Source organism: Acrocarpospora pleiomorpha (genome assembly GCF_009687885.1).
GTDB classification, from domain to species: Bacteria; Actinomycetota; Actinomycetes; order Streptosporangiales; family Streptosporangiaceae; genus Acrocarpospora; species Acrocarpospora pleiomorpha.
This window is the reverse complement of the sequence record NZ_BLAF01000024.1, coordinates 1-24,244: the sequence shown is the minus strand read 5'-3', so window position 1 is coordinate 24,244 and position 24,244 is coordinate 1. Positions and strand designations below refer to the sequence as shown.

The 24,244-nt window shown below is 71.3% G+C and carries 23 protein-coding genes; 18 read left to right on the top strand and 5 right to left on the bottom strand.

What is annotated here, in order from left to right:
* Positions 1 to 25: 25 nt before the first annotated feature.
* Genes Aple_RS21760 through Aple_RS21695 form a run of 14 tightly spaced genes read left to right on the top strand, consistent with a single transcriptional unit; the run spans position 26 to position 13,732 of the window.
* The gene (locus Aple_RS21760) at positions 26 to 2,239 is read left to right on the top strand and encodes a beta-ketoacyl-[acyl-carrier-protein] synthase family protein (RefSeq protein ID WP_155346505.1); all 2,214 of its coding nucleotides are present in this window, start codon (positions 26 to 28) and stop codon (positions 2,237 to 2,239) included.
* Positions 2,240 to 2,250: 11 nt separating this feature from the next.
* A complete protein-coding gene (locus tag Aple_RS21755; protein ID WP_246264687.1) occupies positions 2,251 to 2,958 on the top strand; it encodes a nitroreductase family protein in 708 nt (235 codons plus the stop codon).
* Entirely contained in the window at positions 2,955 to 4,184 is a 1,230-nt protein-coding gene (locus Aple_RS21750; protein WP_155346503.1) for an FAD-dependent oxidoreductase, read from the top strand. The genes Aple_RS21755 and Aple_RS21750 overlap by 4 nt, the downstream gene beginning before the upstream one ends.
* Positions 4,181 to 5,050: an alpha/beta fold hydrolase gene (locus Aple_RS21745; RefSeq protein WP_155346502.1), complete on the top strand. Its 870-nt coding sequence runs from the start codon at positions 4,181 to 4,183 to the stop codon at positions 5,048 to 5,050. The genes Aple_RS21750 and Aple_RS21745 overlap by 4 nt, the downstream gene beginning before the upstream one ends.
* Positions 5,050 to 5,955 carry an ACP S-malonyltransferase gene (locus tag Aple_RS21740; RefSeq protein ID WP_155346501.1) on the top strand — a complete coding sequence of 302 codons (906 nt, stop codon included), beginning with the start codon at positions 5,050 to 5,052 and terminating at the stop codon, positions 5,953 to 5,955. The genes Aple_RS21745 and Aple_RS21740 overlap by 1 nt, the downstream gene beginning before the upstream one ends.
* The gene (locus Aple_RS21735; RefSeq protein ID WP_155346500.1) at positions 5,952 to 6,362 is read left to right on the top strand and encodes a holo-ACP synthase; all 411 of its coding nucleotides are present in this window, start codon (positions 5,952 to 5,954) and stop codon (positions 6,360 to 6,362) included. The genes Aple_RS21740 and Aple_RS21735 overlap by 4 nt, the downstream gene beginning before the upstream one ends.
* Complete coding sequence (locus Aple_RS21730; RefSeq protein WP_155346499.1) at positions 6,362 to 7,201, top strand: ester cyclase; 840 nt, start codon at positions 6,362 to 6,364, stop codon at positions 7,199 to 7,201. Before Aple_RS21735 ends, Aple_RS21730 begins: the two co-directional genes overlap by 1 nt.
* 11 nt (positions 7,202 to 7,212) lie before the next feature.
* Complete coding sequence (locus tag Aple_RS21725) at positions 7,213 to 7,998, top strand: alpha/beta fold hydrolase (protein WP_155346498.1); 786 nt, start codon at positions 7,213 to 7,215, stop codon at positions 7,996 to 7,998.
* Positions 7,995 to 8,456 (top strand): 4'-phosphopantetheinyl transferase family protein, encoded by a 462-nt coding sequence (locus Aple_RS21720; protein WP_155346497.1) that lies wholly within the window; start codon positions 7,995 to 7,997, stop codon positions 8,454 to 8,456. Before Aple_RS21725 ends, Aple_RS21720 begins: the two co-directional genes overlap by 4 nt.
* The gene (locus Aple_RS21715; protein ID WP_155346496.1) at positions 8,447 to 9,451 is read left to right on the top strand and encodes a right-handed parallel beta-helix repeat-containing protein; all 1,005 of its coding nucleotides are present in this window, start codon (positions 8,447 to 8,449) and stop codon (positions 9,449 to 9,451) included. The genes Aple_RS21720 and Aple_RS21715 overlap by 10 nt, the downstream gene beginning before the upstream one ends.
* Positions 9,448 to 10,386: an ABC transporter ATP-binding protein gene (locus Aple_RS21710; protein ID WP_155346495.1), complete on the top strand. Its 939-nt coding sequence runs from the start codon at positions 9,448 to 9,450 to the stop codon at positions 10,384 to 10,386. The genes Aple_RS21715 and Aple_RS21710 overlap by 4 nt, the downstream gene beginning before the upstream one ends.
* Before the next feature lies 1 nt (position 10,387).
* On the top strand, positions 10,388 to 11,566 hold the full coding sequence (locus tag Aple_RS21705; protein WP_155346494.1) for an ABC transporter permease: 1,179 nt from the start codon (positions 10,388 to 10,390) through the stop codon (positions 11,564 to 11,566).
* Complete coding sequence (locus Aple_RS21700; protein ID WP_155346493.1) at positions 11,563 to 12,720, top strand: ABC transporter permease; 1,158 nt, start codon at positions 11,563 to 11,565, stop codon at positions 12,718 to 12,720. The genes Aple_RS21705 and Aple_RS21700 overlap by 4 nt, the downstream gene beginning before the upstream one ends.
* 10 nt (positions 12,721 to 12,730) lie before the next feature.
* Positions 12,731 to 13,732 (top strand): hypothetical protein, encoded by a 1,002-nt coding sequence (locus Aple_RS21695; RefSeq protein ID WP_155346492.1) that lies wholly within the window; start codon positions 12,731 to 12,733, stop codon positions 13,730 to 13,732.
* A 39-nt stretch (positions 13,733 to 13,771) separates the two neighbouring features.
* Here the strand turns inward: Aple_RS21695 and Aple_RS21690 are convergent, their stop codons facing one another.
* The 3 genes from Aple_RS21690 to Aple_RS21680 are packed head-to-tail and all read right to left on the bottom strand — an operon-like array spanning position 13,772 to position 17,173.
* Complete coding sequence (locus Aple_RS21690) at positions 13,772 to 14,941, bottom strand: cysteine desulfurase family protein (RefSeq protein ID WP_155346491.1); 1,170 nt, start codon at positions 14,939 to 14,941, stop codon at positions 13,772 to 13,774.
* Between the two features lies 1 nt (position 14,942).
* Positions 14,943 to 15,833, bottom strand: coding sequence for an LPD16 domain-containing protein (locus Aple_RS21685; protein WP_155346490.1), 891 nt, complete (start codon positions 15,831 to 15,833; stop codon positions 14,943 to 14,945).
* Entirely contained in the window at positions 15,830 to 17,173 is a 1,344-nt protein-coding gene (locus tag Aple_RS21680) for a condensation domain-containing protein (protein ID WP_170321607.1), read from the bottom strand. Before Aple_RS21680 ends, Aple_RS21685 begins: the two co-directional genes overlap by 4 nt.
* Before the next feature lie 185 nt (positions 17,174 to 17,358).
* Between Aple_RS21680 and Aple_RS21675 the strand changes: the two genes are divergently transcribed.
* The 3 genes from Aple_RS21675 to Aple_RS21665 are packed head-to-tail and all read left to right on the top strand — an operon-like array spanning position 17,359 to position 20,396.
* Positions 17,359 to 17,616: a phosphopantetheine-binding protein gene (locus tag Aple_RS21675; protein WP_155346488.1), complete on the top strand. Its 258-nt coding sequence runs from the start codon at positions 17,359 to 17,361 to the stop codon at positions 17,614 to 17,616.
* Between the two features lie 3 nt (positions 17,617 to 17,619).
* Positions 17,620 to 19,194: an AMP-binding protein gene (locus Aple_RS21670; protein ID WP_155346487.1), complete on the top strand. Its 1,575-nt coding sequence runs from the start codon at positions 17,620 to 17,622 to the stop codon at positions 19,192 to 19,194.
* Positions 19,194 to 20,396 carry a pyridoxal-dependent decarboxylase, exosortase A system-associated gene (locus Aple_RS21665; protein ID WP_155346486.1) on the top strand — a complete coding sequence of 401 codons (1,203 nt, stop codon included), beginning with the start codon at positions 19,194 to 19,196 and terminating at the stop codon, positions 20,394 to 20,396. The genes Aple_RS21670 and Aple_RS21665 overlap by 1 nt, the downstream gene beginning before the upstream one ends.
* Before the next feature lie 106 nt (positions 20,397 to 20,502).
* Here Aple_RS21665 and Aple_RS21660 read toward each other — a convergent pair whose 3' ends face one another.
* A complete protein-coding gene (locus Aple_RS21660; protein WP_155346485.1) occupies positions 20,503 to 21,858 on the bottom strand; it encodes a condensation domain-containing protein in 1,356 nt (451 codons plus the stop codon).
* An 8-nt stretch (positions 21,859 to 21,866) separates the two neighbouring features.
* Positions 21,867 to 22,745 (bottom strand): hypothetical protein, encoded by an 879-nt coding sequence (locus Aple_RS21655; protein WP_155346484.1) that lies wholly within the window; start codon positions 22,743 to 22,745, stop codon positions 21,867 to 21,869.
* 309 nt (positions 22,746 to 23,054) lie between these two features.
* Here Aple_RS21655 and Aple_RS21650 point away from each other — a divergent pair.
* The coding region (locus Aple_RS21650) for a beta-ketoacyl [acyl carrier protein] synthase domain-containing protein (RefSeq protein WP_170321606.1) at positions 23,055 to 24,244 on the top strand (1,190 nt) is incomplete at its 3' end.

The following is a 24,244-nucleotide window of genomic DNA, read 5'->3' as shown; positions in this document are numbered from 1 at the left end:
GGTTCCGCGAGGTAAGGAGACCAGCATGGCGCTGCGGCCCGTTGTCGTCACCGGCCTTGGAGTCATCTGTGCCATCGGCCGCGACCCCGCCGAATTCTGGCACCGGCTCACCACCGGCCAAGGCGGCCTCACCCCCATCCAGGACCCGGCCTTCGCGGTCTTCGAGGCCAGGTACGCCGGCCAGGTCCCGGACGAGTGGATTACCGGACAGCTGCCCGAGCCCGACGCCGCCCTGGACCGCACCGCCAGGCTCGCCCTGATCGCGGCCCGCCAGGCGGTCGCCCAGGCGGGGCTCACCGGCATCGAACCCGCCCGGTTCGGGATGATCCTCGGCAAATGCCAGGCCACCCCGGACGCGGCCGGCCACTACCAGCCCATGCACCACACCCAGGACGTGCTCGCCGACCGGCTGGGCATGCGCGGCCCGCGCATCCTGGTGTCGACGGCCTGCGCGGCCGGCGGCAACGCGGTCGGCCTGGCCAAGGACAAGATCCTCACCGGTGAGGCCGACGCCGTCCTCGCCGGCGGTGTCGACCCGCTGCTGTTCGGCACGTACGCCGGGTTCGCCGGACTCAAGGCCCTGAGCACCGGGCCCTGCCGTCCCTACAGCCACTCCGACGGTCTGAACCTCGGCGAGGGAGCCGCGTTCCTGCTGCTGGAGCCGCTGGACCTGGCCCTGGCCCGGGGCGCGGTGCCGCTGGCCGAGGTCGCCGGGTACGGCCTGTCGGCCGACGCCTACCACGCCACCGCCCCCGACCCCACCGGCCGGGGCGGCACGTCCGCGATGCGGCGGGCGCTCGCCGACGCGGGGCTGACCACCGATGACGTCGGCTACGTCAGCGGGCACGGCACCGGCACCCCGGCCAACGACGCGATGGAGGTCAAGGTCATGCGCACGGTCTTCGGGCCGCGCGCCGGGCAGGTGCCGACCAGCAGCATCAAGTCGTTCGTCGGCCACACCCTGGGCGCGGCCGGCGCGGTCGAGGCGGTCGCCGCGGTGCTCGCGCTGCGGGACGGGATCGCGCCGCCGACGATCGGCTTCGCGGCGGACGCCGAGCCGGGTGATCTGGACTTCGTGCCCAACGTGGCGCGGGCGCTTCCGATCGACACGGTCGTGTCCAACAACTACGCGTTCGGCGGGAACAACGTCTCGCTGATCCTGACCACGCCAGGTGCTGACCGGGAGTATGAGGAGCTGCCCCGGCGGGAGGCCGTGATCACCGGGCTCGGGCCGGTCAGCGGGCTCGGCGTCGGGATCGCCGAGACCACCGAGGAGATCCTGGCCGGCCGGGCGGCGCTCGGCGCGCGGCCATCCCTGGAAGGCCGGACGTTCGCGCCCCGCTCGCTCTGGCGGCACATGAACAACCTGTCCAGAATGGCGATCGCGGCATCCCGGCTGAGCTGGGAGGACGCGGGTCTGAAGTTGCCGCGTAAGGAGCTCGACGACGTCGGTCTGGTGTTCGCCACCGGGGCCGGGTCGGCCGAGAGCACCGGCGGGTTCGACGACAGCATCGCGGCCAACCCCAACAAACCGGCCGTGCTGAGCTTCTCCAACGTGGTGCTGAACGCCACCGGCGGCGCGGTCTGCCAGACCCTCGGGCTGCGCGGACCGACCACGACGATCTGCAACGGCGGGGCGTCGGCGTCGATCGCGCTGGACTGCGCGCTGGAGATGATCAGAGCGGGCAAGGCGGACGTCGTCCTGGTGGTCGCCGCGGACGAGCATGTCAGGGCGGTGCCCGAGGGCGCGTTCGTGTCGCCGTACGACCGGGATTCCGGCAGCGTGCCCGGCTCCGCGGCGGTGGCGTTCGTGGTGGAGGCGGCCGAGCACTGCGCGGCGCGGGGCGGGACGCCCTACGCGCGGGTGCTGGGCACGAGCCACGCGGGCGGGCTGCTCGATGAGCGGCCAGGGCTGGTCATCGGCGCGGGCACCGGCGGCGGCGACGACGCAGAGGAGGCCGCGGCCGTGCTCGCCGCGCTGCCCGGCGTGCCGCTGACCGCCTCGGCCGGGCTCACCGGCGACTGCCAGGCCGCGACCGGCGCGCTGAACATCGCGCTGGGCGCGCTCGCGATCAGGGACGGGGTCGCCCCCGCGCTGACCGGGCTCGCCGCGCCGGCGGTGGGCGGACTGGCCGACTACCTGAGCAAACCGAACTTGCCCGAACCAGTCGAACGAGCGCTCGTGCTCAGCGCCGCGCCGGGATCGGTGCGCGGCGCGGTCCTGCTGGGGGCGATATGACCCCCTTCGACGTGGCTGAGACCGACAGGCTGCTGACCACCACCCGGTCTGTCCGGCGTCGCCTGGATCTGGACCGCCCGGTGCCGAGAGAGATCGTCGAGGAGACGCTGGAGGTCGCCGTCCAGGCGCCCACCGCGAACAACCACCAGAACTGGCGCTGGCTGGTGATCAGCGAACCGGCGATCAAAGCGAAGATCGCCGAGATGACGCTGTCGTCCTGGCTGTTCCACCGCAACGACGTGTGGACCAACGCCGGCCGGCGGCGCAACACGGCGCAGGCGCGCCGCAACAACGAGTCGGTGGTCGTGCTGGCCGAGACGATCGCCCGGGTGCCGATCCTGGTCATCCCGTGCGTGCTCGGCCGTCCGCCGGACACCGAGGCGATCGACGCCGCCTGGCGGGAGCGCATGTCGACCAAGCCGCCGCAGGACCCGGGCCACCAGGTCCGGCTCGGCCCGATGCGGGCCAGCATCTTCTACGGCTCGATCTTCCCCGCCATCTGGTCCTTCCAGCTGGCGCTGCGCAGCCGCGGCCTCGGCAGCACGATCACCTGCATGCACGTCCCGCACGAGCGGCAGGTCGGCGAGCTGCTGGGCATCCCGTCCGGGGTCACGCAGGTCTGCATGATCCCGGTCGCCTACACGGTGGGCACCGGGTTCCGCCCGGCCGATCGGGCCAGCGCGAAGGAACGCACGTACTGGGAGAGGTGGGAGGCATGACCGATGTCGTGATCGTCGGAGGGGGCATCGCGGGCGCGTCGGCGGCCTGCAAGCTGTCCGCCGGCGGGCTGGACGTGGTGCTGCTGGAGAAGCAGGCCGCCTACCACGATCTGGTCCGCGGCGAGTGGCTGGCCCCCTGGGGCATCCGCGAGGCGCAGCGGCTCGGCGTGTACGACTGCTTCGGCGCGGGCGGCGCCTGGGAGATCCGGGAGTGGATGACCTGGGACGAGGCGGTCGCCGACGACGAGGTCGAAGCCGTGGACATGACCCGGTTCATCCCCGGCATCGGCGGCCCGATGTCGTTCCCGCACCACGCGGTGTGCGAGCTGATGGCCGCCCAGGCCGCCGGTTCCGGCGCCCGCCTGGTGATGGACGCGTCCCGGATCAACGTCACCGCCGGCCGGGAACCCGTCGTCACCTACAAGACCCCCGAGGGCGAGCACGAGATCCGCCCGCGGCTGGTGCTCGGCGCGACCGGACGCGGCTGCACGGTCGGCCGGCAGGTCGGCGTCACCATGCGCAACTCCATGCACCACTGGGGCGGCGGCATGATGGTCGAGGGCCTGGACTCCTGGCCGGCCGACGTGCAGGCCATGGGCACCGAGGGCGACGTGATGTTCATGGTCTTTCCGCAGGGGTACGGCCGCGCCCGCCTCTACCTGAACTTCCCCGCCGAGAACAAGCTGCGCTACCGGGGCGAAGGCGGTGTGGAACGTTTCCTGGCCGCGTTCGAGCTCGACTGCCTGCCCGATCGCGGCAAGGCCGTCACCGAGGCGATCCCGGCCGGGCCGCTGTCGGTGTGGCCGTCGGTGTCGAGCGTGCCGGAGGGACCGCCGCTGGCCGAGGGCGTGGTGCTGATCGGCGACGAGGCCGGCAACGCCGACACCGTGCTCGGCACCGGCCTGTCCTGCGCGATGCGCGACTCCCGGACCGTGTGCGACATCCTGCTCGGCTCCGACGACTGGTCGCCTGGGGCGTTCGATCCGTACGTGCGGGAACGCCAGTTCCGGCTGGACCGGCTCGCGTTCGGCGCGGACATCGTCAGCCGGCTGCACGTGGAGTTCGGCGAGGTGGCGGTCGAGCGCCGGCGCCGGGCCCGCCGGTTGATGGCGAAGAACTTCGCCGCCCAGGTCACGGGCCTGCTGAACATGGTGGCCCCCGAGGATGTGCCCGAATTCGGATTCAGCGAGTTCTTCGCGGAGCGGTTGTTCAGGGAGACGGCATGACTGAGAAGAAGACGGTGCGCGTCAACGACGTCGACATCGCCTACGTCGAGGCGGGTGAGGGCGACCCCGTCATCCTGCTGCACGGCTACCCCGACTCCTCCTACCTGTGGCGGCACCAGATCCCGGCGCTCGCCGAGGGCGGCTTCCGGGTGATCGCGCCGGACCTGCGCGGCTTCGGCGACTCCTCCAAGCCGCAGGAGATCGAGGCGTACGGCATGCAGACGATCGTCAACGACATCGTCGCGCTCACCACCACACTCGGCATCCGCCGCCCGCACGTGGTCGGCCACGACTGGGGCGCGGCCATCGCCTGGATGTACGCGTTCCTGATGCCGCGCCGGATCGACCACCTGGCCGTGCTGTCGGTCGGCCACCCGGGGGTGTTCGCGAACCCGTCCATCGAGCAGCGCGCCGCCTCCTGGTACATGCTGCTCTACCAGTTCCCCGGGATCAGCGAGGAGCTGCTGCGCCGCAACGGCTGGCGGCTGTTCAAGGAGATCATGGGCAGGGACGGCGACTACGACCGCTACCTGCGCGACATGGCCCGCCCCGGCGCGCTGACCGCGGGGCTGAACTGGTACCGCGCGAACCGCTCGCCGGAGTCGGAGCTGCGGCCCGCCCGGCCGTTCCCGCCCATCCTGGCCCCGACCCTCGGCATCTGGGGGGCCGGCGACCGGGCGCTCCGCGAGGAGGGCATGCTCGGTTCCGCCAAGTTCGTGAAGGGCCCGTGGCGGTACGAGCGGGTCGAGGACGCCGGGCACTGGATCCCGCTCGACGCCCCCGAGGTGGTCAACAAGCTGCTGCTTGGCTTCCTCGGCACGGAGGACTCGGCGCAGGCCGAGCGGCGACCGCGCCGGCGGCTCTGATGCTCGGCTACCTGTTCCCCGGTCAGGGCACCGTGCGGGTCGGCATGGGCGCGTGGCTGCGCCGCCGGCCGGTCGCCCGGGCCGTGCTCGACGAGGTGGACGAGCTGCTGGCGCGGCCGATCTCGGCGCTGTGCGTGCGCGGGCCGCTGGATCGGCTGGTGGCCACCGAGCACGCGCAGATCGCGGTGACCGCGTGCAATCTGGCGGCGCTGGCCGTACTCGAGGAAGAGGGGTTCGAGCCGGGCATCGTGGCCGGTCACAGCGTCGGCGAGCTGGCCGCGCTGCACGCGGCCGGGGTGCTCGGGCGGGCCGAGGTGGTCCGGCTGGTGGAGACCAGGTCGCAATTGATGTCGCGGGTGGGCGTCACCGGCGGGATGCGCGCGGTGATGGGCCTGCCGGTCGAGCGGGTCGAGGAGCTGGCCGCGCTGGCCGGGACCGCGGCTGAGCCGCTCGTGGTCGGTCTGGAGAACGCGCCGGGACACGTGGTCGTCTCCGGCTCGCCGGCCGCGCTGGACCGGCTGGGCGAGCTGGCCACCGACGCCAGCAAGATCGTGCAGCTCGCGGTGGGCAACGCGTTCCACTCGCCGCTGATGGCCGCGGCCGTGCCGGGGTGGGCGGACGCCGTCCGGGCCGCGCCGATGAGCCCGCCCCGGGTGCCGGTGGTCCCGAACGTCACCGGCAGGCCCACCACCGACCTCGAACTGATCAGGGACTCGCTGATCGCCCAGCTGACCGGCCGGGTCCGCTGGACGGACACCGTCGCGGCGGTGGACGCGCTCGGGCCCTCCGTCGAGGTGGGCGACAGCAAGGTGCTGGCCGGGCTGTCCCGCCGGGCCGGCGCGCGCTGCCTGAGCATGGCCGACCCCGGCACGCTGCGCCGCCTGGCCAGGGAGCCGGCGGCATGAACCGGTGGGGGAGCGCCGTGGTCGGCTTCGCCGGGCTGACCCTGCCGCACGACCTGCTGGACGGCATGCGGCTCGAGGACGTCTACACCCCCGCCGAGCGGCTGCGCTCCGGCGCCGGCCGGTCGCTCCAGCACTGGGCCGGCCGGCTGGCCGCCAAGCGCGCCGTCCTGCGCCTGCTCGGGGTGCCGCCGACGGCCGAGCACCTGGCCCAGGTCGAGGTCCTGCCCCAGCCCACCGCCGCCTGCGCCCGTACCGCGGCCTGCAACGACGGCCATCCCCCTTTCGTACGGCTCAGCCCCGCCCTCGCCGCCCGGACCGATCAGCGGATCCGGCTCTCGCTCAGCCACACCTCCGGCCGGGCCCTGGCGGTGGCCGTGGCGTCGGCCGGGCTTCCGGAGGACGTGTGATGGACGCCAGGAAGATCGCCGAAGCGCATCTGGAGGCCTGGCGGAACGCCGACCCCGCCGCCGTGGCCGCCTCGGTCACCGGGTTCCAGGACCCCGACACCGCGGGCTCGCTGGCCGGCGACGCGCTGGCCGCGCACGCGGCGGCGGTGCTGGCGCGCTTCAGGAACCTGCGCCTCCAGGTCGAGCGGGTGACCGGCGACGCGGACGCCGCGACCGTCTGGTGGACCATCGAAGCCGACCACCGCGCCGCCTACCTGGGCATGCCCGCCGTCGGCCGAGCCGCCCGGTTCGACGGGACCGACCTCGTCACCGCCGACGGGCGGGTCCGGCGCTGCTTCGACCGGCTGGCCGTCGCCGAAGCGCTCGGATACGCGGCCAGGTTCGTGCCCGCCGCCGACGAGGTGCGCGAGTTCGGGGTCAGCGCGCGGGCCGCGAGCAGCCGTACCGACCGGCCCGGCGCGTTCACGCTGACCTGGCTGGAGGTCCGCGACGAGGCGGAGGCGGCCGACGTGGACCTGCTCAGCGTGGAGATCGTCAAAGGGCTGCGGGCCTCCAAGGGCTTCCTCGGGGTCGCCACGTTCGACATCGGCGACCGCAAGTACACGCTCACCGCGTTCGACCGGCCGGAGTCGGTGCGCGCCGTGCACGCCCGGCCGCACCAGCGGGCGATGCGCCGGTTCTTCAAGGCCGGGCTCTGCACCCGGGCCCTCACCAGCGTCCTGATCCCCGAGGCCATCCGCGAGTACGCCCGCTGCGCCTCTTGCGGCACCGTCGTCAAGCTCGGCGACGGCGCGGCCTGCGGCTGCGGGTGGACCCCCGACGACGTCGCCCTACTGTGACTGGAGCACCGATGACCGACTTCACCTTCGAGCACGCGCCGGGGGACGGCGACCGGCCGACCGTGGTGTTCATGTCCGCGCTGTTCGCCGGCGGCTGGATCTGGGAGCACCCCTACCAGCACCTGGCGGCGGCCGGCCGGCCGGTGCTCCGCACCCACGAAGCCATCTGCGCCCTGGACCGGCGGGTGGCCGGGTCGATCGAACGGCTCGGCGACGCGCTCCTCGAGACCTGCGACGAGGCCGGCGTGGGCGATGTGATCGTGTGCGCCAACTCGCTCGGCGGGCTGGTCGCGATCGACCTCGCCGGGCGGCACCCCGACCGGGTGCGCGGCATCGTGGTCAGCGGCGCCCCCGGCCTCACCCCCGACCCCGACGTCGGCCTCAGCTTCGACCGCCGAGCCAGCGTGCGACCGGTCGGCGCGGAGTTCGGCGACCGGATGATGGCCGCCCTGTTCCACAGCGAGGAGCGGTTCTTCACCCAGGAACAGATGGACGGCGTCGGCACCATGCTGCTGCGGCCCGAGTCGATGGTCAGCATGGCCCGCAGCATCAAGGCCACCCGCCGCTACCAGGTACGGCCCGCGCTGGACAGGGTGCGCTGCCCGTCCGCGTACGTGTGGGGCCGGCACGACCGGATGACCCCCGTCGACCCCTGGCTGGAGCTGCTCGCCGAATACCCCGAGACCGAGGTCGTCGTCGTGGCCGGCAGCGGCCACATCCCGATGATCGAGCGGGCCGCCGAGTACACCGCGATCCTGGAGCCGTTCCTGGACCGCTGCGGACGGGTCCCCGCATGACCACGCCGGCCGTCCTGATCGGGGTGGACATCGTCGCGGCCGACCGGCTGGCCAGGGCCGCCGCGCGCGGCGGCGCGACCTTCACCCGCCACCTCACCACCAGCGCCGAGCGCGACCTCGGCCCGGGCACGGCGACGTTCTCGGTCAAGGAGAGCTTCATCAAGGCGGTCGGCGGTCGCCCGCCCGGCTTCACCTGGCACGACTTCGAGGCCACGCCGGAACCGCCGCCGCGCTGGACCGGCGAGCTGCTCGACGAGGCGGCGGCCGAGCTCACCGCCGCCACCGGCCTGGCCCTGACCGGCGGCGCGGCCTACACCCTGCGCGGCGCCTGCCGGGACGCCGCCCGCCTGCGCCTGGCCGGCCCCGTGGCGGGCGCGGCCCGCTGGGGGAGCGGCGACGGGCTCCTCGTCTCCCTCGCCGTCGTCTACGTCGACAGGAAGGACGCCCGATGTCCATAACCAGAACGGTCCAGCCCGGCGAATCCCTCCAGACCGCCCTGGACGAGGCAGGCCCCGGCGCGACGATCCTGCTCGCCGCGGGCACGCACGCGGGGAGCGCCTGGATCAGGCACGACGGGGTGACCCTGCACGGCGAGAAGGCCGTGCTGGTCCCCGGACCAGGAATCCGGGCCGACATCCCCAAGCTGCACGACGCGAGCGAGGACGTGGTCTCCGGCGTCGTCGCGCACGGCGTCCGCGACCTCACCGTCACCGGGCTCACGGTGCGCGGTTTCTCCGGCGCCGGCCTCTACGCCCACTCCGTCACCGGCCTCGCCGTCCGGGACATGACAGTCGTGGACAACGCGGTCTGGGGCGTCTACGTGCGCGAGACCACCGGCTGCGAGGTGCTCCGGTGCCGGGCCTCCGGCAGCCAGTACGCCGGCGTCGCGGTCAGCTTCTGCGCCCGCGGCGAGGCGCTCATCGAGGGCAACGAGACGTTCGCCAACGCCTTCGGCGTGTTCGTCGACAACTCCAGCGGCGTACGGGTGCTGCGCAACACCAGCCACGGCAACGCGATCGGGCTGATGCTGCTCAACCAGACCTACGAGGGCGAGCCGGACGGCGGTGTCCGGGACTGCCTGATCGCCGGCAACGACGTCTACGGCAACGACCTCGCCGCCGGCGGCGACGACCCCGGCGCGCTGGGCGCGGCGGGCCCGCCGATCTCGGGCGTCGGGATCGCGCTGATCGGCACCGAGCGGGTCAGCGTGGTCGACAACCACATCCACGACAACCACCCCAGCGGCGAGTCCGTGATGGGCGCCGCCTTCGTGATGGGCTCGTCCAAGGGCTGGGGCGGCGACGACGCGGTGGCCAACCACATCCTCTGGAACCGTGTCACCGGCAACACGCCACTGGACTACCAACTGGGTGTCGAACTGGAGCTCCAGACCTTCGCCGGCAACGTCGCCGCCAAGGGAGAACCAGACGAAGCGACGGGGTGGCGGCCATGACTAACACGCTGAACTGCGAAAACCTCAGCAAGAGGTATGGCGATGTGGTCGCGGTGGCCGATGTCGGGTTCACCATCGCGCCCGGCGAGGCGTACGGGCTGCTGGGCCCGAACGGCGCCGGCAAGACCACCACGATCTCCATGCTGGTCGGCCTGCTCAAGCCCGACACCGGAACGGTCGTGGTCGGCGGCACCGACCTGGCGGCCGACCCGATGGCGGCCAAGGCGAAGATCGGCTACGTCCCGCAGGAGATCGCCCTCTACCCGGACCTGACCGGCCGGGAGAACCTGCGCTTCTTCGGCCGCCTGTTCGGCCTCCCGCGCAAGGCGCTGCGCGGGCGCATCGAGGAGGTGCTCGACCTGGTCGGCCTCGCCGACCGCGCCGACGCCAAGCTCGACACCTACTCCGGCGGCATGAAGCGGCGCATCAACATCGGCGCCGCCCTGCTGCACCGCCCCGAGCTGCTCATCCTGGACGAGCCCACGGTCGGCGTCGACCCGCAGAGCCGCAAGGCCATCCTGGACGGCGTCGAACGCCTGGTCGCCGACGGCATGGCCCTGCTCTACACCTCGCACTACATGGAGGAGGTCGAGCGGATCTGCGACCGGGTCGCCATCATCGACCACGGCGCCATCGTCGCCGAGGGCACCCGCCACGAGCTGGTCGAGCTGGTCGGCGGCGCGGACCGGATCGAGCTCACCCTGGACGGCGACGTCGAGACCGCGGTCGCCAAGCTGCGCGGCGTGGGCGGCGTCACCGAGGTGGTCCGCACCGCGGCGGGGTCGGTCCGGCTGATCGCCGAAGGCGGCCGCTACCTGCTGCCCGCGATCATCTCCACCGTCGACGGCATCGCCACCGTCACCGCCGTCGAGGTCGTCGAACCCGACCTCGAGGCCACCTTCCTGCACCTCACCGGCAGCACGCTCAGGGACTGACATGTTGCGACCGCTGCTCACCGTGAGCGCCCTGGAGCTCCGCACCCGGGTGCGGGATCGCACCGCCCTGCTCATCGCGATCATCGTGCCGGTGGCCATGGCCACCCTGTTCGGGGTGGCGCTCGGCGGCGACGACCCGCCGCTGCGGGCCACCGTGGGCTTCGTCGACCTGGACGGCGGCGAGTTCCCGGCCGGCGTCCGCCGCGAGGTCATGGCCTCGAAGGAACTCGACGGCGTGCTGACGCTACGGGATCTGCCCGGCCGCGAGCAGGCCCAGACGGCCCTGGACGCCGGCGACATCGGGGCCGCGATCGTGTTCCCGAAGGGGTTCAGCGCCAGCGTCGGCGCGGGCGAGGGCGGCCAGGTCGGCGTGCTGACCTCGGCCGATTCGCCGCTGGCCGGGGTGGTCGCGAACGCGGTCGTGGACCGGATCTCATCCCTCGTGCGGGCCCGCACGCTCGCGGTCCGCGCCTCCCTGGACGCGGGCGTCCCCGCCGCCGAGGTCAAGGAGTTCGTGGAGCGCAACGGCGCCGCCGGACCCGCCCTGACCTTGGAGAACGACCCGATGGCCGGCGGCAAGGTGGACCTGTCGGTCTACTACGGCGCCGGCATGGCCGCGCTGTTCGCCTTCTTCGTGGTCGGCGCGTCCTTCCGCAGCCTGCTGATCGAACGCAAGCAGGGCACCCTGGACCGGATGCGGGCCGGGCCGATCGGCGCCTGGGTCCCGATCGCCGGCAAGGCCGTCGTCGGGTTCGCGCTCGCCATGGTCAGCGTCTGCGTCACCTGGGCCTCCTCGGTGCTGATCTTCGGCTCCACCTGGGGCGACCCGGTAGCCGTGTTCACCCTCCTGCTCGCGCACGTGCTGGCCGCCACCGCGATCACCATGCTGGTCGCCAGCCGGGCCAGGACCGACGCCCAGGCGGACGGGGTGATCATGGTGATCTCGTTCGTGGCCGCGTTCTTCGGCGGCAGCCTGGTCCCGCTCTACAACCTGCCCGATCCGCTCCAGACGATCGCCCTGTTCACCCCGAACGCCTGGACCACCACCGGGCTGACCGGCCTGGCCGGGTCCGGCGCGGGTCTGGCCTCGGTGGCCGTGCCGATCGGCGTGCTGTGCGCGATCGCCGCGGCCGCCTTCGGGCTCGCCGCGATGGGCTTCAGGAAGGGACTACTCGGATGAGACCGCACCCCGTCCTGGCGCTCGTCGCCGCCAACCTGCGCCGCCACTCCCGCGACCGGGTCGGCCTGTTCTTCATCGTGGTGATGCCGTTCGTCAGCATCATCTTCGTCGGCATGGCGCTGGGCGGCGGCACCGCCGCGTCCCGGCTGCCGGTCGGCGTGGTCGCCCAGGACTCCGACCCGGTCGCCGCCGCCGTCCTGACGGAACTGCGCGCGCACCCCGACCTGGAGATCACCACCGTCGCCGGCGAGGACGAGTTGCGGGCCGACGTCCGGGAGGGCGCGCTGGCCGCCGGGCTCGTCATCCCGCCCGGCTCGACCAAGTTCGAGCTGGTCATGACCCAGTCCAACGGCAGCGGCATGGCCGCCCGCAGCGCCGTCGACGTCGCCGTCGGCAAGGTCGCGGCCGTCCTGGAGGCCACCCGCGCCGCCACGTCGGCCGGCGCCACCCCGGCCGAGGCCGCCGAGCTGGTACGGAAGGCGCAGGACGCCTCGGCCGACGGCGAAGAGGTCAACGTCAAAGTGGTCAACGCCGACACCGCGTCCGGCAGCCCGCGCGGGTTCGCCTACACCGCCCCGGCCAACCTGCTGCTGTTCACGTTCATCAACTCCATGGCCGTCGCCGCCGCGCTCGCCGAGAGCCGCCGCATCGGCATGCTGCAACGGGCCTTCACCGCCCCGGTGCGGCGCGGCGCCGTCCTGTTCGGCGAGGCGCTCAGCCGGTTCCTCGTGGCCGCCGCCCAAGCTGTGCTGATCATGGTGGTGAGCTCGCTGCTGTTCGGCGTCTCCTGGGGCGAGCCGCTCGGCGTCGCCGCCGTCGTCGGCGTGTTCGCGCTGGTCTCCACCGGCGCCGCGATCCTGATGGGCAGCCTGGTCCGCTCGTCCGCGCAGCCGTCCGCGATCGGGCCGCCGCTCGGCATCGTGCTCGGCATGCTCGGCGGCTGCCTGTGGCCCAGCGAGGCCGCCGGCGACGTGCTCAACGCCATCGGCCGGCTCTTCCCGCACGCCTGGGGGATGGACGCCCTGCTGACCCTGTCCCGGCCCGGCACCGGGCTCGGCGACGTGCTGCTCGACGTCGCCGTACTGGCTCTGATGGCCGCCGCCCTGCTGAGCCTGTCCCTCGTCCTGTTCAGCCGACGTACGAGAACCCTCTGAGGAGACAGTCATGAAGAATTCGACCACCACGTGGCTTTCCGATTCCGTTCGCGCCGGTGGCGCCCACGTCACCGGTGTCTACCGGTACGCGACCAGGAACGGCGCCATCGACGCGCTCGACGTGGCCGCCGTCGAGCTCGGCATCGGCATGCGCGAGCTGAACGAGGCGGTGGACCAGCTCGTCGAGAGCCGCCTGTTACGCGCCGTGGACGGTGCGGCTCGCCGGTTCATTCCGGTGGACCCGCAGGTCGCGGCGAACTCGCTGGTCTCCTCGGTGGAGCGGGAGATCTACCAGCGGCGGGAGCTGATCGATCAGATCCGGGAGCGGATCGATGTGTTCCGGGAAGACTACGGTGGACCCGCTTCGGCACCGGCGCCGATCGAGTATCTGGTCGGGTCGCTGGAGGTGCGCGGGTTTCTCAAGATGGCAGGGGACGCGTGCCGTACCGAGGTGCTGGTGCTGCAGTCCAGTGAGGACGACGCGGAGGAGCTGGCGCAGGCGTACCTGCCGCTGCTGTCGCGCGGCGTCACCGTGCGGATCATTTGCCAGCACCGGAACCGGGCCGATCTGTCCACCCGGATGAAGCTGAAGCAGCTCACCGACGCGGGTGCCGCGATCGGGACGGTCAGTCACATCCCGCGCTCGGCGGTCGTCTTCGATCGGTCGCTGGTCGTGCTGTTCGGGCTGGCCGACGGGGAGACCAATGTGGCGCGGGTGCACCACGACGGCATCGTCCGGTTCCTGCTCGACCTGTTCGATCACCTGTGGGACACCGCGATGCCGCTGGAGGGCGCCGAGTCCGGCTACGCGAACGTGGCCGACGACCTGCGGCAGGCCATCGCCGGGCTGATGGCGAAGGGCTACACCGACGAGGTGGTGGCCCGCAAGCTCGGCATGTCGGTACGGAGCTGCCGCCGGCACATCGCCACCCTGATGCGGGACCTGGACGCCACCAGCAGGTTCCAGGCGGGGGTGCAGGCGGCCCGGAAATTCCTGGCCAGCGGCGCGTGAGAAGGGGTCCGCCGTAGCTCCGGCGGGCCCCGCGTCGTCTCAGAACACGGCCGCGCCTTGCATCGCCACCACGACGTCGGCGAGGCCGCGGGCCCGGTCGCAGACCAGGTCAAGGCCCCTGACCAGCTCCTCGGCCGACATGCTGGGGCTCAGGCACATCCGGATGGAGCTGTTGGCGTCCTCGGCGCTGACCCCGATCGCGGTGAGCACCGGCGAGGGCTCCTGGGAGTCGGAGTTGCACGCGGAGCCGGTGGACAGCGCCACCGACGGCAGGCTCGCGACCAGGCTCTCGCCGCGCACCCCCGGCAGCACCAGGTTCAGCACGTGCGGGACGCCGGCCCGCGGGTGCCCGTTGATCCGCAGGCCGGGGATGCGGCGGGTGAGCAGCTCCATCGCGATCGAGCGCAGCAGCGCGACCTTCTTGCCGTCCTCCTCCATCCGGGCCGCGGCCAGCTGGCAGGCCCTGCCGAGGCCGACCACCAGGTGGGTGGGGATGGTGCCGCTGCGCAGGTCGTACTGGCCGCCGCCGTGTGTGATCGGGCGGATCCGGCGGCGGATCTCCGGGCGGACGTACAGGACGCCGATGCCCTTCGGGCCGCCGATCTTGTGGGCGGACATGGCCAGCGTGTCGACGGCCGTGCCGACCACGTCGATTGGAATCCGGCCCGCGGCGGGGGCGGCGTCGACGTGCAGCAGCGCGCCGGTCTCGTGGCAGAGCGCGGCCATCTCGCGGACCGGCTGGATCGTGCCGATCTCGCTGTTCACCCAGGCCACGGTGGCTATCCGGGAGTCAAAGTCGAGCCGGTTGGCGAACTGGGTGAGGTCGACCACGCCGTCGGCCCGGACCGCCATGGTCCGGATGTCGACGCCGCGCTCGCGCAGCGCCCGGGCGATCGACAGCGACGACTTGTGGTCGGTGGGGCAGAACACCGCGTTGACCGGGGCGCGGTCGCCGTGCTCGAACGCGCCGAGCAGCGCGATGTTGTTGCTCTCGGTCGCGCCCGAGGTGAACACGATGCTCGCCGGGTCCGCGCCGAGGAGTGCGGCGACCGACTCGGTGGCCGCGTCCACCGCCCGGCGGGCCCGCTTGCCCAGCAGGTGCGGGGAGGACGGGTTGCCGAACTCCTCCCGCAGGTACGGCAGCATCGCGTCGAGCACGTCCTCGTCCACCCGGGTGGTGGCGCAGTTGTCCAGGTAAATGACGTCCATTTCAGCTCCGGAAGGTGCTGACGGTCACCAGCTTTGAGTAGATCTCGTCGGTGGACATCTCGCCGCTGCCGCCCGGGTCGGCGATCACGACGACCATGCCGGTGAGCCGGTAGAGGCTGAGCGCGATCTCGACTCCGGTCCGCACCGGGGACAGGCACTCGCCGGGGGCGAAGATCACGATGGTCCGGTAGCCGGCCTGGTACACCTCCGAGATCATCTCGGTGATCTCGCCGGCGCAGCCGGTGATGCCGCAGCTGATCAGCGTGCGGTAGTTCCCTGCTTCGTCAAGGAACGCGACCTCGGTGTCCTTCGCGCTGGACTCGAGCACGCGCTTTTCCAGCTTGCCCTGCTTGACGAACTTGTCGGCGGCCTTCTGGAAGCGGTACTTGAGCCACGTCTCCGGGAACGCCAGCGGATGCTTGCGGCTGGGCAGCACGCTGCCCGCGTCCAGACCCGCCTCGCGCAGGACCTGCGCGTAGCCGTCCGGCAGGCCGGTGAAGCCCTCGAAGAACTCGGCCCGGAGCTGGCTGGCGGGGCGGCCGCCGGTGGGGACGTACTGCCAGTCGTTGATCAGCAGTAGCAGCTTGGCGTCGTTGACGAGCTCCGCGTACGACGTGATCAGGTCGACCGACAGCTGCCAGGTGTACTTCGGGAAGATCCCGACCCGGCCCGCGATCCGGTCGCGCATCGTGGCGGAGGACTGCTCCTCCATGACGCCGGGGACGAGCTTGCCGGTGCCCTCCTCCTCGAACAGCATGAAATGGCCGCCCATGACGACGAGCTCGTCCAGGGCGGCCGACGCGAGCTCGCGATCGATGGCGGCGCGGAGCTCCTGCTCCGAACCGACGAGCTGCTGCGACTTGGTTATGGTCTCGGCGAACACTTCACTCATGATCGGACTCCGGGTCGTCGTGGATCGTTGCGTTGGGTGGGTGCTGGGGGGAAACCGGCCAGGGCGGCGATGTCGCTGGTCCGCAGGCCGTCCGGGGTCGTGTCGTAGGTGAGGATCGCGGTCTCCATGGCGCGCAGGAAGCGCTCGATCGAGTCCGCGTCCATGACCGAGGACGCGGCGCTCAGCGCGATCACGACGGCGTCCTTCCACTCGTCGATCCGGACGTAGGTGTCGGCGCCGTGATCCTCCGACGGCGCCTGCCAGGTGACCCGGCTGCGCCGCGCGCGGGACTCGCGGCTGGTCTGCTTGATGAAGTTGAACTCCGACGCCAGCCGTGCGCCCTTGCTGGCCAGCAGTTCGACGACCTTGTCGTACGGGACGTAGGAGTGCGCCCGCGCCTGCTCGAACCGGTCGGCGACCCGGGCCAGCAACTCGGCGAAGGGTGGGTCGTCCGCTACGTCGACGCGCATGAGCAGCGGGGAGAACATGCAGGTCAGGACCGTCGCGTACGGGCCGTCTTCGCGGTTGCCCGTGAACGTCAGGTGGTCGAATGACGGGCCGCCGGTGTAGGCGGCCATCAGCGCCGTGTAGGCCGCCAGGTGGACCTGCGACGGCCACACCGTGTGGCGGGCCGCGATCCGGCGCGAGGCGGCCAGCAGGGCCGGGGAGACCAAAGTCGCCCGCCGGGTCTCCGGGTGCTCATCGGGCCTTCGGCGGTCGGCGAACGCGTCCGCGCGCATGGACTCGATCTCCTTCTCCCAGTACGCCAGCGATGGGCCCGGGTCCAGGGTCGCTTCGTACCTGACGAGATCGGACGGGCGGTGCCGGACCGGTTCGATCGCGGCGGGGCGGCGGGCCACCACGGCCGCGCAATTCAGCCTCAGCTCGCGCTTGAGCTCCCGGACCGTCCACTGGTCAACCGCGAGGTGGTTCAGCACCAGCACGATTCGCCGGGGCTCGCCCGCGGTGGTGCTGATGGCGGTCCGGATCGGCAGGTCCGCGGCGATGTCGAACTCGGTGTGGCCGAGCTGGTCCACGATCTCGGCCGGCATGGGGGTGCCGTCCTGCTCGGTGGACATGACGATCAGGGGACACGGGACCGGGGGGCGCACCACCCGGTACGGATCGCCGTCTTCGACGTGGTAGGTGGTGCGCAGCGTCTCGTGCCGGCGGACCAGCTGGTTGAGGATCGCCCGGCAGTTCTGGATCGTCAGGCCGGCTGGAATCTCTAGATTCAGAATGATATGTGTATCGTGGCGAGCGTGTGGCGGCAGTTCGTGATAGCGGAGCCAGATATAACGCTGGCCCCAGCCGAGATTCTCGTTCTTCGCACCGGACACCCCGGCCTCCCACGGTTGAACAGTCCAGCCCACTCAGGCTAAATGAGAATAAGGTCGCTGTACCGGCCGGGCGCTGGCATATTGTCTTCGGCCAAAAGCTGCCAGAGCTTCGGCTTGACACCTGTCGCGGAATTCAACGAACCTGAACGAGGTAATTCAGCGTAGGTATTGTGAGGAGACCCCTGATGGAAATGCCTCACGAGTTCCAGGCCATTCTTCGCCGGCATCTTCCGTATGCCGAGCCGGGTGAGCTGAGCCCCGGGGACGAGCTCACCGCGCTCGGGCTGGATTCGATGGGGGTCGTGCAGTTGCTGGTCGACCTGGAGGATGGGTACGACCTCGAACTGCCTGACGACATCCTCGACGAGGAGACGTTCGCGACGGTGGGGTCGCTGTGGGCGGCGCTGGCGGTGCTGCTGGAGTCGGCGCGGGTCGGGCTCTGAGCCATGTTGACGCGCTTCGAGGATCTGTTGCGGTTCGGGGCCGCTGAGGACGCGGCTGTCACGTACAAGGACGCGACTCTTACCTATGGTGAGCTGCGGGATCGGGTGGCGCGGGCGGCTGAGGGGTTGCGCGGGCTGGAGCCGGGCGCTCGGGTCGCGATTTATGCGGAAAAGCGGCTCGAAACGGTCGTGGCGATGTTCGCGGTGGCGGCGGCTGGTGGGGTTTTTGTCCCGATAAATCCGCTTTTTAAGGCTCGGCAGGTTGAGTATGTGGTCGAGGACTGTGGCGCCGCGCTGCTGATCACTACTCCTGAGCGGGCTCGCACGCTGACCGGTTCGGTGCGCACGCTGCTGATCGGAGAAACAGGGCTGGTCGGAGACGCGGGGCTGGGAGAGGCAGGGCTGGTCGGAGGCACGGGGCTGGTCGGAGGCACGGGGCTGGTCGGAGGCTTGGGCACGAATCGCCCTGGCCGGGTCGGGGCGACCGCCGCGCGAGATCAGGCCGCCTCCACTACCCATACCGATCGGGATATTTCGGATATCGCGGCCATCCTCTACACGTCCGGTAGCACCGGCCCGCCGAAGGGTGTCGTGCTGAGTCACGGCAACCTGCTCGCGGGGGCGGAGAGCGTCGCTGGCTACCTCGGTCACATGTCCGACGATGTGGTGCTCGCGGCGCTGCCGTTGAGTTTCGACGCGGGCTTGAGCCAGCTCACCACTTCCTTCCTGGTCGGAGCGCAGGTGATCCTGGTCAACTACCTGCTGCCCCGCGACGTCGTCCGGCTCTGCGCCAAGCACGGGGTGACAGCCCTGACCTGCGTGCCGCCGCTGTGGGCGCAGCTCGCGACGCAGCGCTGGCCGGCCGAGGCGACCCGGAGCCTGCGGTATTTCGCGAACACCGGCGGGCGGCTGCCCAAGACCACGCTGGCCTGGCTGCGCGAGACGTTCCCGCAGGCCACACCCTTTCTGATGTACGGCCTGACCGAGGCGTTCCGATCCACGTACCTGGACCCCGCGGAGATCGACCGCCGGCCCGGGTCGATCGGCAAGGCGATCCCGAACGCGGAGGTCCTCGTCGTGCGGGCGGATGGTTCGCCGTGCGACCCGGGCGAGGAAGGGGAGATCGTGCATCGGGGGGCGCTGGTGTCGCTCGGCTACTGGAACGACCCGGTTCGTACTGCGGAGAGGTTCCGGCCGTTTCCTCCTGGCGCCGATGAGATCGCCGTGTGGTCGGGCGACGTGGCGTACCGGGACGAAGAGGGGTTCATCTACTTCGTCGGGCGTACCGATGACATGATCAAAACTTCCGGGTACCGGCTGAGCCCGACCGAGGTGGAGGAGGCGGCGTACGCGACCGGCCTGGTCACCGAGGCCGTCGCCGTCGGCGTGCCGGACGAGGTGCTGGGGGAACACGTGGTGCTCACCGTCGCAACCGCTGCTCCGGATGAGCTGCGCGCGGCGCTGGAACGCGATCTGCCCCGGTATATGGTGCCGCGCAGGATCGTGGTCGCCACCGCGCTGCCCCGGTCCGGAAACGGCAAGTTCGACCGCGCCGAGATCCGCCGGAGGTCGACCTGATGACCTGGGAAGGCCGCCGCGACGGGCACCTGACCGTGGGGGGAATCCCGGTCGAGCGGCTCGCCGCCCGGGTCGGGAGCACGCCGTTCTTCGCCTATGACCGCGACCTCGTCACCCGCAGGGTCGCCGCCGTCCGCGCCGCCCTGCCGGACGGAGTCCAGCTGAGTTACGCGGTCAAGGCGAACCCGATGCCCGCGCTGTTGCAGCATGTGAGCGGGCTGGTCGACGGCTTCGACGTCGCCTCGGCGGGGGAGCTGCGGCATGCGCTGGACACGTCGACGCCCGCCGAGCGGATCAGTTTCGCCGGGCCGGGCAAGACCGTCGAAGAGCTGTCCCAGGCGATCGCGGCCGGCGTGACCGTGGAGCTGGAATCGGAGACCGAACTGGCCAGGGTGCGCGCGATCAGCGCCGCCACCGGAATTCGGGCGCGAGTCGCGTTCCGGGTAAATCCTGATTTCACCGTACGAGGCTCGGGGATGCGCCTGGGCGGCGGGCCGCAGCAGTTCGGAATCGACGCGGAACGTGTGCCCGAGGTTCTCGCCGGGCTGGGCGATGACGTTGATTTCCAGGGGTTTCACGTGTTCGCGGGCTCGCAGAATCTGCGCGCCGACAGCATCTGCGAGGCGCAGGACCGCACCGTGGACCTGATCCTCGAGCTCGCCGCCGTGTCGCCGCCCGTTCGGTACCTCAATCTCGGCGGCGGGTTCGGCATCCCGTACTCGCGCCGCGACCATCCCCTCGACCTGGACCCGATCGGCGACAATCTGGCGCGGCTCATGCGCGAGCGCATCACGCCTCACCTGCCGGAGGCCCGCGTCGTCATCGAACTCGGGCGCTATCTCGTCGGCGAGGCCGGCGTGTACATCACGCGGGTCGTGGACCGGAAGGAATCCCGGGGGACGACGTTCGTGGTCGTGGACGGCGGGCTGCATCACCAGCTGGCGGCGTCCGGGAACTTCGGGCAGGTGATCCGGCGCAACTATCCGATGGCCGTGGCCAACCGTCTGGGCGAACCCCTGGACGCGCCGGTCAACGTGGTCGGCTGCCTGTGCACGCCGCTCGACCTGCTCGGCGACCGGGTGGAACTCCCGAGAATCGAGATCGGCGATCTGATCGTCCTGTTCCAGGCCGGCGCGTACGGCCTGACGGCGAGCCCGACGGCGTTCCTCAGCCATCCGGCGCCCGTCGAAGTGCTCGTGTGATCATTCCGGCAGCGGAACTATTAATCAGAAACCCGTCCCATAGACGGCCGCGTAGCCGCCGACCAGGCGATTCACCGCAGCGGCTGTCCAGATCACGACTTTCTGATTAAACCGGGGGGAACAGGGACGGTGCCAGGGTTTCGTGGTCGGTGTTCCACAGGTCCTTGAGGCTGGTCTCCGGGTCGGTCGCGGCGACCTGGACGCCGAGCGCGATCACGCGCAGCATGTCCGCCATGCCCTCGGCCGGGACGATCGTCGGGTCGGCGAGCATCAGGATGCTGGTCCGGCCGTTGAACACCGACACCCTGACCCGGAACGGCTGGCCGTACTGCTGGGCCAGGGGCGTCCACAGCAGCTCGGCCGGGGTCTTGGCGACGGGGTCGGACGGCTGGCGGTCGAGCTGCACGTAGTTGAACCAGCAGCGGAACAGCTGGTTCACCCAGCAGTCGTGGGTCAGCTCCTCGCCGCGCTGCGCGGCGGCCTCGGCCGCGAGTGCGGCGATGCGGTCGAAGTCATAGGACGAGTAGCGGTACGCCCTGGTCCCCGCCCAGTGCAGGCGCTTGACATGCTCGCCCAGCGACGACCCCGGGTCGACGGCCGCGACGACCGGGATGAGCTGGTTCATCGTGCCGATCACGTGGTGGTACTCCGGCGCGAACCGGTTGGAGGCCATCAGGCTCATCGTCACCGTGTCGGTGTTGGTGTGCTTGGCCAGACCGGCCGCGACCAGCGCCATCACCACCGCGGGCGGGGTGACGCCGAGCCTTCTGGCGGCCAGCGCGGCCAGCCCGCCGAGGCGGTGCGAGTGCAGGATCGCCTCGACGCGGTTGCGCTTCACCCGGGCCGGCAGGGTCGGCAGCGGGTCGGCCAGGACGTCGCCGAGGGTGCGCCGCCAGTACCGCTCGGACGCCTCCTTCCGGTCCCGCCACAGGTCGGTCCGCTGCTCGCGGGCCAGCTCGCTCTGCGTCGGCCCGAGTTCGGCGACCGCCTCCGGGTCGGCGACCAGGGCGTGGAACTGGTCGGTCAGGTGGTTGATCGACCACACGTCCAGGATCAGGTGCGAGAAGGACAGCGCCAGGAACACCGGCGACCCGTCGGTGGTGACCAGCTGCCCGCGCCAGCACAGGCCGCCCTCCATCGGGATCGGCACCGCGCAGAGCGCGTCCTTGGTGTCCTCCGGGTCCTGCCGGTCGGGGACCACCCGGTCCACCCGCTCGATCGGCGGCTCCGCCGATTCGTGCACGCGCTGCACCGGCTGCCCGGCCACGACGTGGTAGGTGGTGCGCAGCGCCTCGTGCCGGTCCATCAGTACGCGCAGCGCGTTCTCGACCCGGGCCAGCGGGAGCCCTCGCAGGTCCCAGACGGTGGGAAGGTTCGCGTCCTGCAGCCAATCCTCCGGATACCGTGCGATCTCGCGCCAGCTGAAAAGCTGTCCGTGGCTCAGGGGGGCGTCGGCGGGCATCGATTCTCCTAGCGAGTAGTTGCCGCCGGGTTCTGGCGCGGCTCCCGCCGCCCCAGCCACATCACGGCGATGGCGACGGTGACCGCCGTCTCGAACATGGTCCCGAGCGTGACCAGGCTCGCCACATCGGGATGGATCAGCGGCAATTCCCGCAGATCCTGCATCAGGCTGAACGCGATCAGGCCGGCATAGGTCCCGGCGACGGTCCACGTGAGCCGCACCCTGACCTGCGAAGACCACACCCAGTCGGTACGGCGGGCCAGCGGCCGGAGCACCGCCGCGCACAGCACGACCACCGGCAACGCCTGCATCACCAGAAATAGCGTGAAATTTCCACCGATAGCGAGCGCGCCCGCGCCCCCGACCAGGGTGACCAAAGAACCCCACCGAATCGCCGACACCGGCTCCGGCTCGGCCCGCCGCATCACAACCAGCAGCACGACGACCACCAGCTCGACCACCCAGGCGGCCACCGCGACCGGATCGATCCCGCGGACCAGGACCAGCACGCTCTCCACCACCAGCCCCACCCCGGCCAGGCCAGCCCAGATCAGCGCGGACCGGATAGACGCGGACTCGATGGGCGCGGACTCGATGGGCGCGGACTCGATGGGCGCGGACCGGATGGGCGCGGACTCGATGGGCGCGGACTCGATGGGCGCGGACTCGATGGGCGCGGACCGGATGGGCGCGGACTCGATGGGCGCGGACTCGATAGACGCGGACCGGATGGGCGCGGACTCGATAGACGCGGACCCGATAGGTGCGGACTCGACGGGTGCGGACTCGACGGGTGCGGACCGGATGGACGCGGAGCCTGCGGTCTTGGCCGGATCGAAAATAGGGGTTGCCATTCTGGAGTCCGGCGCGTTCTGCTGGTCGCTCATCCCGGCCTCTGCTCCAAAGAGATGAATTTCGCGAATAGCGCGTATTCGATTTCGGCCAATAATAGCGTGTCGTACCAGCATCCGAGCTCGCCCCCTGCGATGTCAAGGCGCTACCACGGGGTGGCGATGACAACTAGCTACTGGCAACAAGGTGCCAGCACGCGATCGTGGCCCGGGGCCGGGAGCCGCCCTTAGGGTCGCAGTAACTTCCAGCGGTGACTATTTGAATAACCCTCATTTTCTTCTGATGGGTTTAGGAGAAACCGGCGCGGTAGGCCGGAGACACCCGAGGCTTGAGGTGGCGCATTCATGGTTGGTGAGTCGATTCAATCGGACGCCCGGCGGGATTCGCCGGTCGAACCGGTCGCTGTGGTGGGCCTGTCCTGCCGGCTCCCCCAGGCCGACACCCCCGAGCGCTTCTGGCGCCTGCTCGCTGGCGGCGAGGACGCGGTGACCGCGGTCCCCGCCGGCCGGTGGCCGGACGCCGACGCGCCCGGCTACGACCGGGGCGGCTTCGTCGACGGCGTGGATCGTTTCGACGCCGCCTTCTTCGGCATTTCCCCGAACGAGGCCGCCACCATGGACCCGCAGCAGCGGCTCGTGCTGGAACTCGCCTGGGAGGCGCTGGAAAGTGCCAGGCTCGCCCCCACCGCCCTGCGTGGCGCGGCGGCCGGCGTGTTCCTCGGCGCGATCTCCAACGACCACGCCGCCCTGCTCGGCGAACCCGGGCGGCACACCTACACCGGCGCCAACCGCGCCATGATCGCCAACCGCGTCTCGTACTTCCTGGGCCTGCGCGGCCCGAGCCTCACCCTGGACGCCGGGCAGTCGTCGTCGCTGGTCGCCGTGGAGCTGGCGTGCCAGAGCCTGCGCCGGGGCGAGACCGGCCTGGCGCTGGCCGGCGGCGTCAACCTGAACCTGCTCGCCCAGACGACCGCCGCCATCGGCAGCTTCGGCGCGCTCTCACCCGACGGGCGCTGTTTCACCTTCGACAGCCGCGCGAACGGCTACGTCCGCGGCGAGGGCGGCGCGCTCGTCGTGCTCAAGCCGCTCGCGGCGGCGCTCGCCGACGGGGACGCGGTGCACTGCGTGATCCTCGGCGGAGCCGTCAACAACGACGGCGGCGGCGAAGGCCTGACCGTGCCGAGCGTCCGCGCCCAACAGGAGGTCATCACACTGGCCCGCCGCTCCGCCGGCGTCGCCCCCGCCGAGGTCCAGTACGTCGAGCTGCACGGCACCGGCACCAAGGTAGGCGACCCGATCGAGGCCGCCGCCCTCGGCGCCGCCCACGCCGGATCCCGCCCGGCGGACGACCCACTGCTGGTCGGCTCTGTCAAGACGAACATCGGCCACCTCGAAGGCGCGGCAGGCATCGCGGGCCTGCTCAAGACCGTGCTCAGCCTCAAACACCGCGAACTCCCGCCCAGCCTCAACTTCGAAACCCCAAACCCGGACATCCCACTCACCGACCTGGCCCTCCAGGTCGTCCAGTCATCCCG

Coding starts and splice junctions, on each gene's coding strand:
- Aple_RS21760 (WP_155346505.1), top strand. CDS start 26: ATGGCGCTGCGGCCCGTTGTCGTCACCGGCCTTGGAGTCATCTGTGCC.
- Aple_RS21750 (WP_155346503.1), top strand. CDS start 2,955: ATGACCGATGTCGTGATCGTCGGAGGGGGCATCGCGGGCGCGTCGGCG.
- Aple_RS21745 (WP_155346502.1), top strand. CDS start 4,181: ATGACTGAGAAGAAGACGGTGCGCGTCAACGACGTCGACATCGCCTAC.
- Aple_RS21740 (WP_155346501.1), top strand. CDS start 5,050: ATGCTCGGCTACCTGTTCCCCGGTCAGGGCACCGTGCGGGTCGGCATG.
- Aple_RS21735 (WP_155346500.1), top strand. CDS start 5,952: ATGAACCGGTGGGGGAGCGCCGTGGTCGGCTTCGCCGGGCTGACCCTG.
- Aple_RS21730 (WP_155346499.1), top strand. CDS start 6,362: ATGGACGCCAGGAAGATCGCCGAAGCGCATCTGGAGGCCTGGCGGAAC.
- Aple_RS21725 (WP_155346498.1), top strand. CDS start 7,213: ATGACCGACTTCACCTTCGAGCACGCGCCGGGGGACGGCGACCGGCCG.
- Aple_RS21720 (WP_155346497.1), top strand. CDS start 7,995: ATGACCACGCCGGCCGTCCTGATCGGGGTGGACATCGTCGCGGCCGAC.
- Aple_RS21715 (WP_155346496.1), top strand. CDS start 8,447: ATGTCCATAACCAGAACGGTCCAGCCCGGCGAATCCCTCCAGACCGCC.
- Aple_RS21710 (WP_155346495.1), top strand. CDS start 9,448: ATGACTAACACGCTGAACTGCGAAAACCTCAGCAAGAGGTATGGCGAT.
- Aple_RS21705 (WP_155346494.1), top strand. CDS start 10,388: ATGTTGCGACCGCTGCTCACCGTGAGCGCCCTGGAGCTCCGCACCCGG.
- Aple_RS21700 (WP_155346493.1), top strand. CDS start 11,563: ATGAGACCGCACCCCGTCCTGGCGCTCGTCGCCGCCAACCTGCGCCGC.
- Aple_RS21695 (WP_155346492.1), top strand. CDS start 12,731: ATGAAGAATTCGACCACCACGTGGCTTTCCGATTCCGTTCGCGCCGGT.
- Aple_RS21690 (WP_155346491.1), bottom strand. CDS start 14,941: ATGGACGTCATTTACCTGGACAACTGCGCCACCACCCGGGTGGACGAG.
- Aple_RS21685 (WP_155346490.1), bottom strand. CDS start 15,833: ATGAGTGAAGTGTTCGCCGAGACCATAACCAAGTCGCAGCAGCTCGTC.
- Aple_RS21675 (WP_155346488.1), top strand. CDS start 17,359: ATGGAAATGCCTCACGAGTTCCAGGCCATTCTTCGCCGGCATCTTCCG.
- Aple_RS21670 (WP_155346487.1), top strand. CDS start 17,620: ATGTTGACGCGCTTCGAGGATCTGTTGCGGTTCGGGGCCGCTGAGGAC.
- Aple_RS21665 (WP_155346486.1), top strand. CDS start 19,194: ATGACCTGGGAAGGCCGCCGCGACGGGCACCTGACCGTGGGGGGAATC.
- Aple_RS21660 (WP_155346485.1), bottom strand. CDS start 21,858: ATGCCCGCCGACGCCCCCCTGAGCCACGGACAGCTTTTCAGCTGGCGC.
- Aple_RS21655 (WP_155346484.1), bottom strand. CDS start 22,745: ATGAGCGACCAGCAGAACGCGCCGGACTCCAGAATGGCAACCCCTATT.